This window comes from Cyanobium sp. CH-040 (assembly GCF_024346135.1).
Lineage (GTDB): Bacteria > Cyanobacteriota > Cyanobacteriia > PCC-6307 > Cyanobiaceae > NIES-981.
In genome coordinates this window covers 57,452-74,399 of sequence record NZ_JAGQCJ010000011.1, presented here as the reverse complement: position 1 = coordinate 74,399, position 16,948 = coordinate 57,452, and the positions used below count along the sequence as shown (strand labels likewise).

15 protein-coding genes are annotated in these 16,948 nt (G+C 60.6%); 3 read left to right on the top strand and 12 right to left on the bottom strand.

Going from position 1 to position 16,948, the window contains the following annotated elements; all coding sequences use genetic code 11:
• Positions 1–39: 39 nt before the first annotated feature.
• Complete coding sequence (locus KBY90_RS10865) at positions 40–1,122, top strand: GTP 3',8-cyclase MoaA (RefSeq protein WP_254968644.1); 1,083 nt, start codon at positions 40–42, stop codon at positions 1,120–1,122.
• A 46-nt stretch (positions 1,123–1,168) separates the two neighbouring features.
• On the opposite strand, the gene KBY90_RS10860 is transcribed toward KBY90_RS10865, so the two are convergent.
• The 11 genes from KBY90_RS10860 to KBY90_RS10815 all read right to left on the bottom strand — a co-directional run bounded on the left by KBY90_RS10860 (position 1,169) and on the right by KBY90_RS10815 (position 11,208).
• Entirely contained in the window at positions 1,169–1,540 is a 372-nt protein-coding gene (locus KBY90_RS10860) for a HEPN domain-containing protein (protein WP_254968643.1), read from the bottom strand.
• A complete protein-coding gene (locus KBY90_RS10855; RefSeq protein WP_254968642.1) occupies positions 1,527–1,946 on the bottom strand; it encodes a nucleotidyltransferase domain-containing protein in 420 nt (139 codons plus the stop codon). The genes KBY90_RS10860 and KBY90_RS10855 overlap by 14 nt, the downstream gene beginning before the upstream one ends.
• Positions 1,947–2,005: 59 nt before the next feature.
• Entirely contained in the window at positions 2,006–4,276 is a 2,271-nt protein-coding gene (locus KBY90_RS10850; protein ID WP_254968641.1) for an FdhF/YdeP family oxidoreductase, read from the bottom strand.
• Positions 4,277–4,303: 27 nt separating this feature from the next.
• On the bottom strand, positions 4,304–4,957 hold the full coding sequence (locus tag KBY90_RS10845; protein WP_254968685.1) for an ISAs1 family transposase: 654 nt from the start codon (positions 4,955–4,957) through the stop codon (positions 4,304–4,306).
• Positions 4,954–5,268: a hypothetical protein gene (locus KBY90_RS10840; RefSeq protein WP_254968640.1), complete on the bottom strand. Its 315-nt coding sequence runs from the start codon at positions 5,266–5,268 to the stop codon at positions 4,954–4,956. The genes KBY90_RS10845 and KBY90_RS10840 overlap by 4 nt, the downstream gene beginning before the upstream one ends.
• A gap of 139 nt (positions 5,269–5,407) precedes the next feature.
• Positions 5,408–5,584, bottom strand: a complete 177-nt coding sequence (locus KBY90_RS10835; protein WP_254968639.1) for a transposase family protein — start codon at positions 5,582–5,584, stop codon at positions 5,408–5,410.
• A 486-nt stretch (positions 5,585–6,070) separates the two neighbouring features.
• Positions 6,071–6,538: an ATP-binding protein gene (locus KBY90_RS10830; protein ID WP_254968638.1), complete on the bottom strand. Its 468-nt coding sequence runs from the start codon at positions 6,536–6,538 to the stop codon at positions 6,071–6,073.
• A gap of 11 nt (positions 6,539–6,549) precedes the next feature.
• Positions 6,550–6,876 (bottom strand): STAS domain-containing protein, encoded by a 327-nt coding sequence (locus KBY90_RS10825; RefSeq protein WP_254968636.1) that lies wholly within the window; start codon positions 6,874–6,876, stop codon positions 6,550–6,552.
• Positions 6,877–6,920: 44 nt separating this feature from the next.
• Positions 6,921–9,035 (bottom strand): glycogen debranching protein GlgX, encoded by a 2,115-nt coding sequence (gene glgX / locus KBY90_RS10820; protein ID WP_254968635.1) that lies wholly within the window; start codon positions 9,033–9,035, stop codon positions 6,921–6,923.
• 5 nt (positions 9,036–9,040) lie between these two features.
• The gene (locus KBY90_RS15180; protein ID WP_396122569.1) at positions 9,041–9,379 is read right to left on the bottom strand and encodes an STAS domain-containing protein; all 339 of its coding nucleotides are present in this window, start codon (positions 9,377–9,379) and stop codon (positions 9,041–9,043) included.
• A 2-nt stretch (positions 9,380–9,381) separates the two neighbouring features.
• Positions 9,382–11,208: an AGE family epimerase/isomerase gene (locus KBY90_RS10815; protein WP_254968634.1), complete on the bottom strand. Its 1,827-nt coding sequence runs from the start codon at positions 11,206–11,208 to the stop codon at positions 9,382–9,384.
• Positions 11,209–12,615: 1,407 nt separating this feature from the next.
• On the opposite strand from KBY90_RS10815, the gene KBY90_RS10810 reads away from it, so the two are divergent.
• Together KBY90_RS10810 and KBY90_RS10805 are read left to right on the top strand one after the other, a co-directional pair.
• Positions 12,616–14,550, top strand: coding sequence for a CHASE2 domain-containing protein (locus KBY90_RS10810; RefSeq protein WP_254968633.1), 1,935 nt, complete (start codon positions 12,616–12,618; stop codon positions 14,548–14,550).
• 106 nt (positions 14,551–14,656) lie between these two features.
• A complete protein-coding gene (locus KBY90_RS10805; protein WP_254968632.1) occupies positions 14,657–15,367 on the top strand; it encodes a hypothetical protein in 711 nt (236 codons plus the stop codon).
• Positions 15,368–15,382: 15 nt separating this feature from the next.
• On the opposite strand, the gene KBY90_RS10800 is transcribed toward KBY90_RS10805, so the two are convergent.
• Positions 15,383–16,861 carry a mechanosensitive ion channel family protein gene (locus KBY90_RS10800; RefSeq protein WP_254968631.1) on the bottom strand — a complete coding sequence of 493 codons (1,479 nt, stop codon included), beginning with the start codon at positions 16,859–16,861 and terminating at the stop codon, positions 15,383–15,385.
• Positions 16,862–16,948 lie beyond the last annotated feature (87 nt).

Genomic DNA, 16,948 nt, shown 5'->3' with positions numbered 1-16,948 from the left:
AGTCGTCAGTGCACACCACAGGCGCCATAGCGTGCGCCGATGACCCGGGTTCCTCCCCTCGACCGCCTCGGCCGGCCGCTCGGGGTGCTGCGGCTCTCGCTCACGGCCCGCTGCAACCTGGCCTGCCCCTACTGCCTGCCCGACGGCGTGGACCCCCCGGGGCTGCTAAGCAGCCGCCAGCGCCTGGCGGTGATCGAGGCCGCCGTGGCGCTGGGGGCGGGCAGCCTGCGGCTGACCGGCGGTGAACCACTGCTGCACGGCGGCCTGGAGGAGCTGATCGCCGCCGCCGGCCCCCTGCGGCAGCGGGGTCTGCGGGAGATCGCGCTCACCAGCAACGGCGTGCTGCTGAGTGCGGAGCGGGCCCGGGCCCTGCGCGCCGCCGGGCTGGACCGCATCACCCTCAGCCTCGACGGCACCACGGGGGCGTCGGTGGGGCGAATGGCGGGGGCGGGCGGCGCCGATCCCGGGGAGCGGGCGCGGCGCGGGGAGGTGCTGCTGGCGAAGGTGCTGGCGGCGATCGAGCATGCCCGCGCCGCCGGCTTCGATCCGGGCCGCGGTGCGCTGAAGCTGAACGCCGTGATCCAGCGCGGCGCCAACGACGACCAGCTGCTGCCCCTGGCGGCCCTGGCCCGGGAGCGCGGCCTGGAGCTGCGCCTGATCGAGTTCATGGACGTGGGCAACCGCAACGGCTGGCGGCCCCAGGCGGTGCTGAGCGCCGCCGAGATGGTGGAGCGGATCGGCCGCCGCTGGCCGCTGGAGCCCCTGGGCCGCGGCGCCCATGGCACCGCCAGCCGCTGGTGCTACCGCGACGGGGGTGGCGCCGGCAGCGGCAGCGGCCACCTGGCGGTGGTGGCCTCGGTGAGCGCCCCCTTCTGCGGCGACTGCAACCGCCTGCGCGTCACCGCCGACGGCATCGCCTACACCTGCCTGTTCGCCGCCCCCGGCAGCGGCCTCGACCTGCGCCCCTGGCTGCAGCCGGAGCCGGATCCAGGGGGCCTGCGCGAGGCGCTGGCCGGTCGCTGGCGGCAGCGGCACGACCGCTACAGCGAGGAACGACAGGAGCGGCAGCCGCAAACCTTCCACCGCCCGGCCCACGCCGAGATGGCCTACCTAGGCGGGTGAGGAAGCAGCGGTTGGGCATTGCGGCTGCCGCCGGCGCGGAAACAGATCAACCCAGCCGGTCAACGTCCTGCTCGCAGCGCCGCAACAGGGTCTCCAGGGCTGCGAGCAGATCGGCCCGAGCCGCCGGCAAGGGGAAAGGACCCTCCTCGTAGCGGGCCTCCACGGCGAACACCTGCAGAGCCAGCAACACCTGATCCAGGGACTGACCCGCCAGCGCCGCCAGATCCTCCAGGTCGTGGGCGCGGGGCGGCTGCCGGTCTGCCAGCACGATCCAGGCTTTGAGCAGCTTCTCAAGGGCCTGCTGGGCTGTGAATCCCCAGTCCTCCTCGGGATAGGCCGGATCGAGGCCGATGCGCAGACTGCGCAGATGGCGCTGCACGATGGCCAGCAACAGCCTGGCGTCGTCAGCCGGCGACATAGAGCACCCGCCCGTCGCGAGCCACATCACCCAGCACGTGCCATCGCGACTGGCTCAGCCGGTCGGCATCTTCCGAGCCGACCACCACCAGATCCACACCCACCCCGAGCACGCCGATCGCCTGTCGGAATCGCCGCCAGCAGGCCGCCTTCTGCGGGGGGCTCAGCCGCGGCTGGCGCACGATCACGACCAGGTCGAGATCGGAATCGGTCTGGGCCTGATCGCGGGCCCGGGAGCCGAACGCCACCACCGCCTGAACATCGCCTTCAGAACAGAGGCGGCGCAGGGCCTGGCCACAGGCGACCGGATCCAGTCCCGGCCCCAGATTCTCCAGGGGCAGGAGGGCCCGGGGCTGCTGCCAGGGAATGGCAGGCGGCTGGAACCGCTGGGCAAGGGAAGGGGCCATCGTTGAACCCTAGGGCGGCCTCACATGCCTAGGACGCCTGGCACCAGCAGCGGCTGGCCTCAGGCCCGCACCAGCACCGGCACCCGCTTGAAGGCGGGGGTGCCGCTCTCGAGATCCTTGACGGGGCGCATCAGCACGTTCGCCTCCGGGTAGAACATCAGGGCGGCGCCGCGGCGGATCGAGCCGGGAATCAGCTCGATCCCCTCCAGGGATCCCTCCTCGCCCTGCACGGTCACCCGCTGGTGGGCGGCCAGGCCGCTGGCGGCGAGATCCTCCGGGTTGATCATCAGGGTGTGGCGGTGCGGCATGCCGCGGTACTGGTCACCCTGCTTGTAGACGACCGTGTTGTGCTGGCCGTAGCTGCGGGCGGTGATCAGGCTGAGCACCAGGCCCCGCTCCTCCGGCGCCAGGCCGCCGAAGTGCTCCGGGCCCGGCAGGCGCAGATCGGGAAGGGGCGTGACGGCCAGCCGGGCGCGGCCCGTGGCGGTGGGAAAGCGGGGTTCGTGGAACACCCGCCCGCTCACCTCGAACTCGCGCTTGCTGGCATCGATGCCGGCCATGGCCTCGTAGCCGGGCACGGTGCGGGCGATCAGCTCGCGCACATACACCGGGTCCTGCAGGCGGCGCCAGTCGATCGGAGTGTCGCCGTGCAGGCGGTGGGCCAGCTCGGCCAGGAACGCCACCTCGCTGATCAGGTCGCCACCGCGCAGGTGGGTGCTGCCGGGCTCGTTGAGGCGCACCCAGTTGTTGCCCGATTCCACCGTGGTGCGGTGGGGCGTCTCGAAGCGGTTGAACACCGGCAGCAGCAGGGTGTTCCGGGCCGCCAGGCCGTGGAAATGGCCGGTGTTGGGCTTGGTGGCCAGGTAGACGACCGTGTCGATGCGGCCGAGGGCGCGGCGGGCCTGGGCGCTGTGGGGATTGGCGCCGAAGAGGTTGCCGCCTAGGCAGAGCAGCGTGTCCACCTCGCCGCGCTCGGCCGCTTCGATCAGGGCGCGGGTGTCGTAGCCGGGGGTGCGGCTGAGGGGCCGGCCGAGCAACTGCTCGAGGGCCAGCCGCATCGGCTCGCGCAGATGCACCGTCACCCCCATCGAGCCGAAGCCCTGCACGTTGGAGTGGCCGCGGATCGGCATCGTGCCCGCGCCCGGCCGGGCCACGTTGCCGCTGAGCACGGCAGTGTTGGCGATCGCCTGCACGTTGCCGGTGCCGTTGGCGTGGTGGGTGATGCCCATCGCCCAGGCGAACACCACGGCGCGGCAGGCGGCCAGGCGGGCGGCGGTGTGCTCCAGCTCCTCGCGGCTCAGGCCGCAGCAGGCGGTGATCGCCTCCCAGGGGGTGGTTTCGATCTGGGCGATCAGCTCCTGCCAGCCCTCGCTGTGGGCCTTGAGGAACTCCCAGGCGACGGCGCCACGCTCCAGCAGCGCCTTCTGGATGCCCAGGAACACCGCCGTGTCGGAGCCGGGGATCGGCTGCAGAAACAGCGAGGCGATCTCACTGCCGCCGCCGAGCATGGAGCGGATCGGGAAGGCGGGCGAGCCGAACTTGAGCAGGCCGGCCTCCAGCACCGGGTTGATCACGATCACCGTGCCGCCCCTCTCCCGCAGGCGGATCAGCTCGTTCATCAGGCGCGGGTGGTTGGCCGGCGCGTTGGAGCCCACCAGCACCACGCCATCGGCGTGCTGGAGGCTCTCCAGATTCAGCATCGAGGTGCCGCTGCCGAACACCCGGCTGAGGCCGAGGGTGGAGGGGGCGTGGCAGAGGTCGGAGCAGTCGGCCAGGTTGTTGCAGCCGAGGGCCCGCAGCAGCAGCTGCAGCAGGTAGGCGGCCTCGTTGGAGGAGCGGCCGGAGCTGTAGGAGGCCACCCGCTCCGGCGGATGGCTGCGGAAAGCCTCGGCGGTGAGGGCGTGCACCTCCTCCCAGCCGATCGGCTCGTAGTGGTCGCTGCCGGCGCGGCGGATCAGGGGCCGGTCGAGCCGTCCCAGCCGGTCGCATTCGGCGGAGGTGAACTGCTGCAGCGCGGCGAGGGTGCGGCCGGCGAACACTGCCTGGGGCACGGCCGGCTGCAGTTCGGCGCCGATCGCCTCCACGCTCTTGAGGCAGCGCTGCAGCGGCTCGCCCAGCTCATCGCGGAAGCCGCCGTTCTGGCCGCCGGTGCCCCAGGCGCAACTCAGGCAGGCACTTTTATGGGTGAGCGCCTGCCACAGCCGGGGGCCGGTGGGCGAGAGGGTGGCGCGGGCCCAGCCGTCGATCAGGGGCCAGCCGCCGCCGCTGGTGGCGTCTTCCGGGGCGGGTGGCTCCAGGGCGTGTGTCGGATCGGGATCGGCGGACGCCATGGCAGGAGCTGCCGGAGTGAAGTCCAGTTAAGGAGTGGCGGCGCCCGGGTTGGGGACGCCGGACACCAGCGGGAGCGGGGAATCCTGAACCTGTGCCGCCGCTCCATCGATGACCACCCCAAGCCGTCCGGCCGGGCTGATCCAGCGCTGGCGACGCTGCTGTTCCTGTATCGCGAGCTGCTGGATCGGGATCGGGAGCTGGGCGGGGTGGTGTGGGCGCGCACGCGCCGCCGGCTGCCGGTGGTGCTGACGCCGCAGGAGGTTCATCACCACCGTGCGCAGAGGGGCGAACAGCGGCGCGCCGACCCGGTGGGCGACCCGGTGGGCGTCCTCACCCAGGTGCACGTCCCGGAACCAGCGCCACTCGTTTTCAATGCTCCAGCGCTGCCGCACCAGTCGAAGCAATGCTTTTGGGACGGTCCGCAGGCTGGTGAGGAAGTAGTGGAGTCGCTCGGTCCGTTTGCCCTTGCTGATCACGGTGGTGACCACCTCGACGATCCAGCTGCAGCCCGACCAGTTCTCCTTGATGTGCACCGTTGCCTCCCTGGCCCGCCGGATCCAGGTTGTGTCGCGCCCATGCCGTTTCTGGTGATTCGTTGCAGTGAAAGGGATCTTGCGCTTTCCCTGGAACTGGCTGCGGATCTGGGGATGGAGGGTGCGCTGGTTTCCTTTGACGGTCAGGAGGAGGTCGGCCCCCTGGGCGAGGCACCAGTGAAATACGCCTGGGTGGTGTGCAGCGCATCCGCCTGGATCAGAACACCCTCCAGCTCAAGGGTGCTGAGCAGCTCCTTGAGGGCTGCACGCTTGCTGGAATCACTGGTGTCATAGGCCTTCTGGGCCAGGGCGACGCCGAGTGCACGGTCGTAGACCGTGACCTGCGCAACGAATCGATGGTGGCCGTCGTCGGTCTCGATCGCTGAGCCCCGCAGGGTCTTGCCGTCGCAGACCAACTGATCCAGACCGTCGGTGCCACCGGGGATCTGGCTGATCATCCAGGCCTGCAGCACCTGGCCGAACTCCTGGAGGTGGGCCTTGTCGAACAGGTAGAGGAAGGTGGCATCGGAAGGCCAGCGCTTGTAGTCGAGGCCGAGCGCCTGGTTCAGAGCCTCCCGATGCCCACGGGCGAACCGCTCAAGATCCCGCGAGCTGCGGCAGCCACTTGAGGATCCCCAGCACCGCCACCAGCAGGAGGAACCACTGCGGGTAGCGGACACCACGGTGGTAGCGGCCGTCGGGGATGGCCTTGAGGAAGCTGATGAGGTCATCCGGAACAGTCTGATCGACTGCGACGGAAGGGGTTTTGGCCATTGGAAGGGGGAAGTCCCGCTGACCAAAACCAATCCTGACAGGCCAGCCAAGGCCTACGCAGACAGGCGTTTAGGCGGCCCTGGGTTGGAAGCGTTGCTGCTGCGGGTGCTCGACCTGGACTTCAACCGGAACGAAATCACAGTCAGGCGCGCTGGGCTTTCTCAGGAGGCCCTGATCATGGACCTGATCACGGATCTGGACCTTGACGTACTGGGGCCCCAAAGCCGCCCTTGGCACGCTGTACCAGTTCCCCCCCCCTCTGCACACAGGAGCGCTCGTCGACACGGGGGCTGTGATCCTGCTCAGGCAGAAACGTGTGGCTAACGTTCAGCCAGCAGGGCCTTTGCCACCGCCTGCTGGAACCGCTCCAGTGGCCGCTCGCCGGTGGCGCCAGCCCCGATCCAGAGCTTGGTCAACCCATTTGGTCAACACATTGAAGAGGCCTAGTCAACGACAAATTCGCTTGCAAATCAGTGAGCGTGTAAATCAATCAGTCTCTGTAACTAGGTGATAGGTGTTATGGCCATCTGCATAGGCGTAATGAGCGCTGTCAACAGATGTCTTCACTAAAAACAGACCGAGGCCTCCAACAGGTCTCTGTTCAATTGGTATGTCCGGAATCTGATCTGCCAAGCTGTCAAAGTGTGGATTGTAGAACTGACCACTATCCACGGTCCTCAATACAAATAAATTTTTGTTGTCTTGCCGAGAATTAAAAGAGGCCACTTCAATCTTAACTTCTTGGCCTTGCGAGCAATCATTGCACCCCGAATTGGCTTTAATTATATTTGAAAGTAGTTCTTCAATAGCAAGTTTCATGCCAAATGCTTTGCTCTTATCGCTAATCCCCAAATCAATCTGCGTATGCGCAAACTCAAGAAGTTCGTTCCAGCATTCCATGGAAGCAGGTCGCTCTAGGCTGGCAAGCAGGTTGAGTTTGCCGATTCTGTCCATGGGCTAGAGAATTAACCTTCCCCTTCAGCCGCATCTAGCAATCTTACTGCATTGCCCAGTCCCGTCTTTATGATCACATCTTTAATCATATCGCTTGCTCCGACTACAACCAAACTGGATGTGTGAGGCATTTTCTGTTTTGCAAAGACTAGCGCTCTCAGGCCTGCACTGCTGAGAAATGTAATTCCAGATGCAAAAATCCGAAGCTCTTCGAGTTCTCCTAATTGAAGTTTTGTAAGTGTGTCGAGAAGCTGGGGTGCCGTCTGGGTATCAACCTGGCCCTCTACGTACAGAGAGACGAGGGGATGTGCAGATTCAATGTTGATTGTCAGGGCCATGGTCTTTTGGATGTGTCAATTAAGGGAAAGTGTACGCCTTGGGATTAGATAGTGAGAATGACCACTGACCTCTCCCCAGCAAGAACTCCTCGGTCTTTGATGGCAATTGGTGGCTGATGAGTTGGTTGCTCAGGAACTCCAGTATTAAAGGCTACTTTCCATTCTAGCGGATCTTGCAGACTTGGCAACTCAAACCAGCTTGCGTAATGTGCCATATTTGCAATGACATACACGACATCAGCGCTGTGCTGTCCGCTTCCATCGTTAGACATGACTTCTAGATCACATGTGAACATCCACGCCAGTTGACGAGATCCCTCGGACCAGTCAGGTGACCAGGGTCGCTGTCCATGAAAGCTTGAGGATGGCAAACCAATCCGGCATTCTGGAGCATCAAATTTATTAACGCGCAGGCAAGGATGACGCATTCGAAAAGATATTAAACTGGCTGCAAAGTCATGGAGAAACTGATTGGATTCGGCAAGCCCCCAGTCGAGCCATGTTAGCTCTGAATCAATGCAATACGCATTATTATTTCCACCTTGTGATCGCCCCATCTCGTCCCCCATTACAAACATAGGGACGCCCCTAGACGTTAGCAACATTGCAAATGCATTCATTATCTGCCTTTTGCGCAAGTCTAGGACAGTGCGATCCTCGGTCCATCCTTCGGCACCACAGTTCCAACTATGGTTGTCATCTCCGCCATCTCGATTCCCCTCTCCATTTGCTAAGTTGTGCTTGTCGTTAAACGACACTAGATCTGCCAGCGTGAATCCATCATGACAAGTAAAAAAGTTAATGGAGGTTGCTGGTGCTCGCCCATTAGCTTGGTAGAGATGTGGTGAACCTTGGACGCACTGTGCGACTTCCCCGACTTGGTCTGAGTCACCTTTGAGGAATCGCCGCATTGTGTCTCGATATTTTCCATTCCACTCTGCCCAGCGACCAAACGCAGGGAAGCTGCCAACTTGGTACAGGCCTCCAGCATCCCAGGCCTCAGCTATGAGCTTGCAGGAGGAAAGGATGGGATCAAATGCTAGCGACTCCAGCAAAGGCGGGTTCGAAAGTGGGTATCCCCAGGGATCGCGTCCTAAGATTGATGCCAGATCGAATCGGAAGCCGTCAATATGATATTCAGCTACCCAATAGCGCAAGCAATCGAGAACGAGTGAACGTACAACAGGATTATTGCAGTTCAGTGTATTGCCTGTTCCGCTGAAGTTAAAATAGTATCCCTCTGGTGTCAGCATGTAATAGGTCTTGTTGTCTAGCCCTTTAAAGCACAGAGTCGGACCATTCTCATTGCCCTCTGCAGTATGGTTGAAGACAACATCAAGGATTATCTCAATTCCATTTGCATGCAGCTCTTTGACGAGTTGCTTGAATTCGTCTACTTGCATTCCAAACTTCCCAGTCGCTGCAAAGGCTGCTTTTGGGGCAAAGAAGCCCAGCGTGCTGTAGCCCCAGTAGTTATAAAGCTGCTCGCCCGTATCGGGATGGATGCGACTATTTTCAAATTCGTCAAACTCAAATACTGGCATCAACTCAAGTGCGTTGATGCCGAGCTGCTTTAAATAAGGTATTTTCTCCGCTAAGCCAGCGTACGTTCCGGGATGTTCGACCCCTGAGCTGGGTGAGCGCGTAAAGCCACGAACATGCGTTTCGTAGATAACTAAATCTTCTGGAGGTATCTCCAATGGCCGATCCCCCTCCCAATCAAAGTCGTCAAAAGAAACTCTGGATCGGTAATGGTAGACTTCGTTATCCCAGTCCGGCTTGATTCCCCAAATATCGCGACCTGAAATTGTCCGGGCGTAGGGATCCATCAGAATGGCAGACCGATCAAACCGATGTCCGGCTTGGGGATTGAATGGACCATCTATTCTGAATCCGTATTCAAGATCTTCGTAATCAAGGTCGAATACGATCATGCAAAAAACATCACCTATCCGATAGCTTGAGGGATAATCGATCTCCGCGAAGGGAATGGCCGAACCTCGTCTAAATAAGACTAAGGTGCACTCTGTGCCAGCTGATGTGTAAACAGAAAAATTTAGTCCACCTGGAACATGAGACACTCCAAAGGGAAGGGGTTTTCCTGGTCTAACTCGATGACCCTTGATCTCAGCTGTCGGCAGTGCATCAATCCTGTCCATTGTCGTTACTGGCTTGTCTGTGGTAGGTCACTAATTGATTCGTAAACTGTAAAATATTTGAAAAAGCCTGTGACCTTCATTGTGTCAGCGACTTGTCTTTGTAACGCCACTAGAGCTAGAGGCACTTTATGAGCCTCTGTCTGTCGATACAGAGTTAGCAATGTACGCAGGCCCGCGCTTGACATGAAGGAAACACCTGAGAGATCTAAGGCGATAGGTGTTTGACCCTTGACTTCTTGGTCCAGAAAATCTCTCAGATCACCAACTGTTTTTGAGTCTACTTCGCCACTTACCTTAACAACTTGCCATTGGTCTTTCAAGTAAGTCTCAACTTGGAGTTCCATCATCAATTTGGTGTAAGGGTGACCTTTACGGCCAATTGCCGATCCGCAGGAGGCAGTTTGACCCACAGACCTTCTGCGTTGAAATCTGAATACGGCTCGCCATCAACAGTGCAACCGGTTATTTTGACTAGGCCTTCCGGAAGGATGTCAGGCGATACATGTAGCACCCGGTCCTTGAACCCATCTGGATATGGCTTGAAGTAAAGATCCAACGGGCGTTTTTCTATCATCAAATCAATGTACACTGTGGCAAGGAAGCACAACTCCGTCGAGTGATAAGCACTCATTGAGTGACTTCCCTTAAAGCGCTCAGTACCGAGAAGGTAGGGCACGCCATTCGCCAGGACATTGAAATACACGCCCCCATCGTTATGGTCAAGGAAAAAAGCATTGTAAAATGCAGCCGACTCATCGGCATACTTCCTGTATTCTTTGTTCGAGGGTATATGTCCCTGTAGAATTAGATAGGCTAAAATGCCTTGTTCCTGTTGCCACCATGCTTTTCGATCATGCCAAGCATAGCGATGAAAACGTTGGCCTGCTTCTAGCACGCGCTCGACAACATCGTACCACCCAAATCTTTGCTTGTCGTAGCCCACGTCTGGCATTAGGTTTCCAATCTTTTCGGCTAGTTTAACGTAGCTTTCTTTCGGGACTGCACCCTGGAATCGCATCAGGTTCCATGCAATCTTTAAGTTATGCCCTACAACAGCTCGATTCTGCTGCCATCCCCATGACTGGTCTTTAGACCAGTCGTCATAAAACTTTTCCTGAACGAACGGGCTTTCCTCGTAGTCGGGGAAATGCTTCGCAATGGTATCAAAAGTGTCTTCAAGCATCTCCAAGTAGCGATTCTCTTTAGTTGCTAGCCAGAGATTAATTAAATAAGCAGGCGCATGATCGCCTACTGAATTCCAGTTCTTTTTTGCCTTATTTCGGCCCAAGGACTCCTCGTGGGCGCTCAGCGTGACAGCATGAATGTGCGAGTAGTAGCCACCTTTTTCATGGTCTCTGTAGAATTCACTGAACAAATCAACTGTTTTTTGGGCGTCATCCAGAATGCGCGGATCTCCGGTGATTCGATAAGTCTGCACTGGGCCCGCAAGCGCATAGATCTGTTCATAGGCCGGAATGCAGTCGTAATCGTCTCCAAACTCTGAGACAAGCAGCTTCTGCTCCTGTTGATCGATGCCGACCTTTAATCCGTGATACCAGTAAATCATTCCGGTATCAGTGTCGACAAATCTCATTTTGTCACGCAAATAGTTCGTGCCCTTCTCTGCTGCCTCCAGGAACTCATCTTTACCTGTCAGCATATAGGCAGATGCCATGCCATATACCATTCTTGAAATTGTATCTGTTTCCTGAAGGTAATCGCCCTGAGACTTTGCCCCCGTCAGATTGATTAGTGTTCTGTAGTTATTGTAGTCAATTTCTGACTCGGGATAGCCAAACTGCCACTTGAGGTAGCTTTGTCCAATGCAAGCAATCTGCTGCACCCACCATCCCTTTTCAGTGTAGCGGTATGCTTCTCTCCCTTCACTTGCAAAAACGATATAGTTAATCTCAAAGCTGGTTGTTTCTTCTGGGAAGAATGTCCCGTATAGAAAAACCATTTGCCCTGGCACCAGCAGCCTGTTCAGTTCGCTGCCGCAATCAATCCATCCTTCATTCAAGTTATTGGTCTGTTTTGCGTAGGTATTACCGGTTATTTTACCCTCGTAGCTGCGTCCATCCGAGGTTTTGACGCTGACGATTAATCGAGCTGGATCGTAATTTGTGACATATCCGGAAATTAGATCCGAAAAGGTGAAGTCGAGTGCGTTCATTGGTGAAGGTGGCTTGTGCGAATGACTGCTGTTCAGTGGTCACTGATGTTTTTGGCTGCCCTGTTCAAGTCATGGGAACCAGTAATCTTTTGGCTTGTGATTCTCGTGACTAGCTCTGATTCTGCTTTCTGATTCCGCTTGTTTGTCTGTTCCATCGGCTTCAGCCATGCATGCTGACTCAAACGCAAGCTACCGCATGCTATTGCTTTCTCGTGTGTTTCGCAGTTCCTTAATGCAAACCTCCCTCTTTGTTACATTCCTTTGCAACTTGATTGGGTCACTGCTGTATCGGCCGATACTTTGTGGAGCCTGTTGGCTCGTTCTTGCCTTGATGAAGTTCTGAGTCTGACAGCGTCGATTCTGCCATTGGCTCCATCTTGTTTGATGAGTTGTTCGGCAAGATCCTTGACCAAAGACTTGCCTCAGCGCGCGTGTAGCCATAGCGACTCCATGGCGTTCTGAGCATTCTCTCTAGTCACAGTCTGCTCGCCACGGCTAGTACCCAGCTGATCAGCTGCTGCGGTCCTGCATTTCCCTTCGTCATGCGACCCTTCTGTCTCATAGTCATTGGCCTGTGGATCTTGCTCGGAGTCTCAGCTTTGCTCATGATTATCTTGATCGGCTGCGCCAATCATTGTCTGAATTGTCTCTGTCCTGTCTGCCTTGAGCTTGCATCTGAATTCCTCTGCCTCTCTGTTGCCTTGGCCCTGACTTTCGCGCCTCTGCCAGCTGCGCCGCCCTGTTCATATTCAGCTCGCTCTGGCATGAGATCCTTCTTGTCATGGGCTGACACGTGAGCTCCTTCGTTTAGGGGTCTTTACTCGTTCGTGGGTCTTTCGGCTGTCAGTAGTAGGGCTGCCAGCTTATCTTGCCTGCGACTGATACCCTTCTGCTGCTTCATTGTCTTTGACTTCAGTCTCTCGAGCCCAGTTTCCTGCTATCTCTCCTGTGATCTCGACGCAATATCACTGTTTCGGCGATCAGCGATGTTCCTCGATATGCGTCTGTGTCATTCTGATTGCTCAAGCCTGAATTCAGGTGGCCTTGTCAGCGGCTGGCTTGCTGTCTTGGCTGCCCAGTCACTGTGTCAATCTTGTCCGGCGATTACTTCGCTAGACGTATTGGCTCTGCATCATCTCGGGGCAGCCCTTGGATCAGGCATCGCCCATGAATCTCGGTTCGCTCTGGTGGCATTGACCATGACTTGATGACCGTTGTTTCCAGTGCGTGATCGCATCAGTAACCATTGCATCAGTGCGTCGTCAGCACGTCGGCTGACCGCGAAACTGTTGCCTCGTTGGGTGTTGCCAGGCTGGCTGTTGCGAACCTCGGTATCCTTTCCTTAGTTGCCGCAGTCCTGCGCAGCTTCCTGTCCACGATTCCCATTCAGCTGAGCCGTTCCTCATCATGCCGAGTCTTGGCCGGTTTCTTCGTCGCCATGGGGTGTTCGTGGTCTGGGCCTCAGCCTGCGCCCTTGGTTTTGGTTTGTTCTCGGATGCCTATGACCAGTGGCAACTGATGGCCGCCACGCGAACACAGGAGCTGCGGGGACCCCGGAGGCCTCCAGGAGGCATTGTGATCGTCGGTATTGACGACTACAGCCTGACTCAGGGGGCCAATGCCGACCTCAGTGAGGATCCTGAGCTGCGTCGGCTGGTGAGCTGGCCATGGCCCAGGGCGATCTATAGCCGGATTCTCGACCGACTCTTTGCGGCCGGTGTCAAGGCTGTGGCCTTCGACCTTCTCTTCAGCGGCCCCAGCAGCCATGGTTTCGAGGACGATGCCGCCTTCGCCCAGGCGCTCAGCCGGTATCGCGGAAAGCTTGTGCTTGGAGCCCAGGTGCTGGAGAGCCGCGGCCGGGTTGGAGGACTCACCCTGAGCACACCCCTTCCGCTGCTCGCAGATGCCGCCGGTGCTGAGTCCGCAGGGCTCCTCAACGGGCTTCAGGACTCCGACGGTTACATCCGACTGCGGCCCACTACCTACGCCAGCCAGTTGCAGCGGAGTGGTCTCCTCGACGTGCCGCCAGGTCTGGCAGATCGCCTGATTGAGAAGGGCGGCTTGCAGGAGCTGCCTCCTCCGCGGCTGGCCGCTTCCTGGCGACCGCTGGTCGACCCCTATGGACCAGCCCGGACGATTCCTACAATTCCCGTCTGGGATCTGCTGGAGACAGCCAGCTACCAGCGTCTGCTTGAGAGCGGTGACCTCAGAGGCCAGGTGGTGGTGATCGGACCTACCGCCAGCGTGCTTCAGGACATCCACCGGACGGCTTTCGCTGGTGCCGAGGGGATGCCCGGCGTGGAGATTCATGCTGCTGAGATCGCCAACCGCCTCGAGGGGCGAGCCCTGTTCGTGCCCTACACCTCCGGGTTATGGGCCCCGGTGCTTGGCGTGGGGATCCTGATGCTCGGCCTGCTTTCGGTGCGTTGGGAGCGACCCCAGGTGAGGCTGGGTGCGCTGGCACTCATGGCCGGCAGCATGGCACTGCTGGCTCTGATTCTGCTCAGTGCACAGGGCATGGGCATTGTGCTGCTGGGCCTCTCGGGGGTCACGCTCGCCACCGGTCTGGTGAGTGCTGGGGACGCCACCGTGCGTCTGCAGCTCAGCAGACTTCGGCTGCGCCGCATGCTCGAGCGCTATCTCTCTCCAGCGGTGGCGGCGCAGATCGCCAGTCAGCCCGAGGAGGCTGATGAACTTCTCGGCGGCCGGATGTCCGATGTGGTCGTGTTTCTCTGCGATGTCCGGGGCTTCACCCAGGCCACGAGCCGCATGAACCGGGAGGGGCTGGCCACCGAGTTGGTGGCCCAGTTGAACGAATACTTCGCGGTGGTCGTGTCGGTTCTCCAGCGGCACGGAGCCACTATCGACAAATACATGGGTGACGCTGTCCTTGCGGTGTTCGGGGTGCCTCTGACACGGGGCCCCGCAGAAGAAGTTCAGGCCGCCCTCGAAGCTGTGATGGATATCAAGTCTGAGGTGGCGGAGCTCAATCAGCGCTGGATCGATGAGGGCCGCGAACCCTGGCAGCAGGTGATTGTGCTGTCGGCAGGTCCGGTGATCAGCGGCAACATCGGTTGTGCCAGCCGGATGGACTACACCATCATCGGAGATACGGTGAACATGGCCAGCCGGCTCGAAGCTGTGGCCAAGAGTGTTGACGGCGATGTGGTCGTGAACGATGCTGTGGCCCGGCAAGCCAGGCCCGAATGGATCATTCAGTCTCTCGGTGAGTATGAGATCCGTGGCCAGGGAATGCAGGAACTGTTCGCTGTGAACGGTTGTCGGGATGGGGATATGGCCACGCGAGATGATGACGCTGCCCTTGTGTCCCCTTCTGCCTAGGATCAGCAGCGGGACACTGGCTGTCTGCCCTTCCATGGCAATGCATTTCGTTCTGAAGTCATCCAGCGCCCTGGCTCTGGCTGGTCGCTCTGCAGCAACCTTGGCCTTGGCCGCAGCCGCTGCTGCCGCCCTGGCGCCGGCAGCGATCGCCCAGGCGTCGGTCATCCAGTCCGCCCGGGTTGTCCGCCTGATCGACGGCAAGGAGGTGTTCATCAACGGGCGCACCGCCAAGGTCAACGACACCGCCCGCTCCGGTCAGCAGCTGCGCACCGGCCGCAGCCGGGCCGAGCTGCTCTTCGACGGGCGCACGGTGGGTTTCCTGGGCCGCTCCAGCGTGCTCAACGTCGGCAGCCAGTGCCTGCGCCTTGATCGCGGTGCGGTGCTGATGAGTGGTCCGCAGCGAACCTGCCTCGGCACCAAGGTGCTGGGGGTGATGGGCACGACCACGATCGTCCAGCGCGATCTGGATTCCTACAACGTGATCACCTTGGAGGGGGTGGCCCATGTGGGAGACCCGGGAGGCTTCGAGGAGCAGAGGCCACGCCAGCCTGCGGCCGACGCGGGCAGTGGCTCGGCTCCGAAGGCTCCCCTGCCCCGGAGGTCGGTGGAGATCACCGACGGGGACCCCAGTGGCCGCACCACCTACATCTGCGGCTGTGAGGTGGCGCAGTTCAGCAGCGACGGCGAGTTTCAGCGCCAGGCGGTGATGAGCCGCAGCCAGCTGCTGGCAGCCCTGAACCGGTTCACCGACGACAAGCTCCAGCTTCCTGAGGGCGTCGCCGAGCGCATCCAGGAGTCGATCGCCAACTGCGAATGACTCCTGGATGAGGGGTCACCAGATCACCGTGCTGAAGATCTGCTGCATGCGCCGCAGCAGCTGGTTCTCCTGGGCCTGCACCGACTCGGTGCTGAGATCGTCCAGTTGATGCCGGCGCGCCGTCACCAGGCGGGCCAGCTCATCCATCAGCCCCGGGTTGCCCTGCAGCAGGGGGGCGATGTCGTCCTGGGCGACCTTCAGGAGCACGCATTCATCGATGGCCTGAACGCTGGCGCTTCGGGGGCTGCCGCTGAGCAGGGACATCTCGCCGAAGATGTCGCCGGGGTTCAGCTGCGCCACGGACAGCACCTCTCCCCCCTTCTGCTGCTTGCGCACCTCCACCCTTCCGCTCACCAGCTGATACAGCGACTGGCCGGGGTCGCCCTCCCGAACCACCGCTTCGCCGGGTGAAAAGCGCAGGCACCGGGCCTGATGGGCCAGGCTGGTGAGTTCCTCCTCACTGAGGGCACCGAAGAGGGGGTTGTGCCTGAGCAGGGCCATGCGCTCTCCCGTCTCCAGGCGAGTGGGATGGTTGGAATCCAGTGGTGTCCGCCTGGGCCTGAGCTCCCGCACCGGGTACGGCACGCTCTGGCCGTTGCGTTCCAGCGCATACCAGATCTGGCCGAGCAGTTCGCTGCGCAGCTCGAGCAGATCAGAGAGGTTTCCGGGACGCTGGAACACCAGGATCTCGTAGCTGATCGCGCTCTCGCCGAAGCTCTCCGCCCGCACCGCCGGAGCCGGAGTGGACAGCACACGGCTGTTCCGTCGCAGCACATCGAGGATCAGGGATCGGGCCTGGGCCGGAGGCAGGGCGTAGTCGAGGCCGATGGTGAAGCGGTTGCCCATGCTGCCGAAGCGGCAGAAGTTCTTCACCACCGCCTCGGTGACCATGGTGTTGGGAATCACCACCAGTGAGCCCGACACATCCCGCAGACAGGTGTCGTGCCAGTCCACCGACACCACCATCCCCAGGTGGTGGTCACCCACCTGGATGAAGTCCCCCACCTTGAAGACGTCATCGAACTGGAGTTCCAGGCCTGCCAGGAGGTCCTTGAGCGGTTCCTGCGCCGCCAGGCCCAGCACGGCCGTGAGCACCGCCGAGGTGGTCACCAGCCCCACGACATCGAAGCGGGCCAGTTCCCGCAGCACGATCACCGTCGCCAGCGAGGATCCGGCGAGCATCAGCAGCTGCACGAGGATCTGAGGAGGAGGCCGCTGCCAGCCCAGGGCCGGAGGCAGTTCCAGGACGAGCCAGATCAGCAGCCGGATCCCGAGGTAGCTGAACAGCAGCTTGTCGGCGATCAGGACCCAGGGGCGGTAGGGGTCCGGGGGCAACCCCTGCGGCAGGGATGACACCAGGGCCCAGGCCAGCAGGGCCGCCGCCGCCAGCCGTACGGGCAGGTCCGGCAGTGTCAGGCGGCGGGCCAGGTGCTGCAGGGGCAGCAGCAGGGTGATGAGAACGACGGCGGTGAGCCACACCTGCGGGAGGGACATCCGGACGGCGAACGGATCTGGGGGTGGCGGGTGAACCTGCGGCAGCGCATGGTCCGGCGGAACGCTAATTGGATCCGCCGAAACGGT

Bases quoted from the DNA above. Each gene is read 5' to 3' on its own strand.
- KBY90_RS10865 (WP_254968644.1), top strand. From the start codon at position 40: ATGACCCGGGTTCCTCCCCTCGACCGCCTCGGCCGGCCGCTCGGGGTG.
- KBY90_RS10860 (WP_254968643.1), bottom strand. From the start codon at position 1,540: ATGTCGCCGGCTGACGACGCCAGGCTGTTGCTGGCCATCGTGCAGCGC.
- KBY90_RS10855 (WP_254968642.1), bottom strand. From the start codon at position 1,946: ATGGCCCCTTCCCTTGCCCAGCGGTTCCAGCCGCCTGCCATTCCCTGG.
- KBY90_RS10850 (WP_254968641.1), bottom strand. From the start codon at position 4,276: ATGGCGTCCGCCGATCCCGATCCGACACACGCCCTGGAGCCACCCGCC.
- KBY90_RS10840 (WP_254968640.1), bottom strand. From the start codon at position 5,268: ATGATCAGCCAGATCCCCGGTGGCACCGACGGTCTGGATCAGTTGGTC.
- KBY90_RS10835 (WP_254968639.1), bottom strand. From the start codon at position 5,584: ATGGCCAAAACCCCTTCCGTCGCAGTCGATCAGACTGTTCCGGATGAC.
- KBY90_RS10830 (WP_254968638.1), bottom strand. From the start codon at position 6,538: ATGGACAGAATCGGCAAACTCAACCTGCTTGCCAGCCTAGAGCGACCT.
- KBY90_RS10825 (WP_254968636.1), bottom strand. From the start codon at position 6,876: ATGGCCCTGACAATCAACATTGAATCTGCACATCCCCTCGTCTCTCTG.
- glgX (WP_254968635.1), bottom strand. From the start codon at position 9,035: ATGGACAGGATTGATGCACTGCCGACAGCTGAGATCAAGGGTCATCGA.
- KBY90_RS15180 (WP_396122569.1), bottom strand. From the start codon at position 9,379: ATGGAACTCCAAGTTGAGACTTACTTGAAAGACCAATGGCAAGTTGTT.
- KBY90_RS10815 (WP_254968634.1), bottom strand. From the start codon at position 11,208: ATGAACGCACTCGACTTCACCTTTTCGGATCTAATTTCCGGATATGTC.
- KBY90_RS10810 (WP_254968633.1), top strand. From the start codon at position 12,616: ATGCCGAGTCTTGGCCGGTTTCTTCGTCGCCATGGGGTGTTCGTGGTC.
- KBY90_RS10800 (WP_254968631.1), bottom strand. From the start codon at position 16,861: ATGTCCCTCCCGCAGGTGTGGCTCACCGCCGTCGTTCTCATCACCCTG.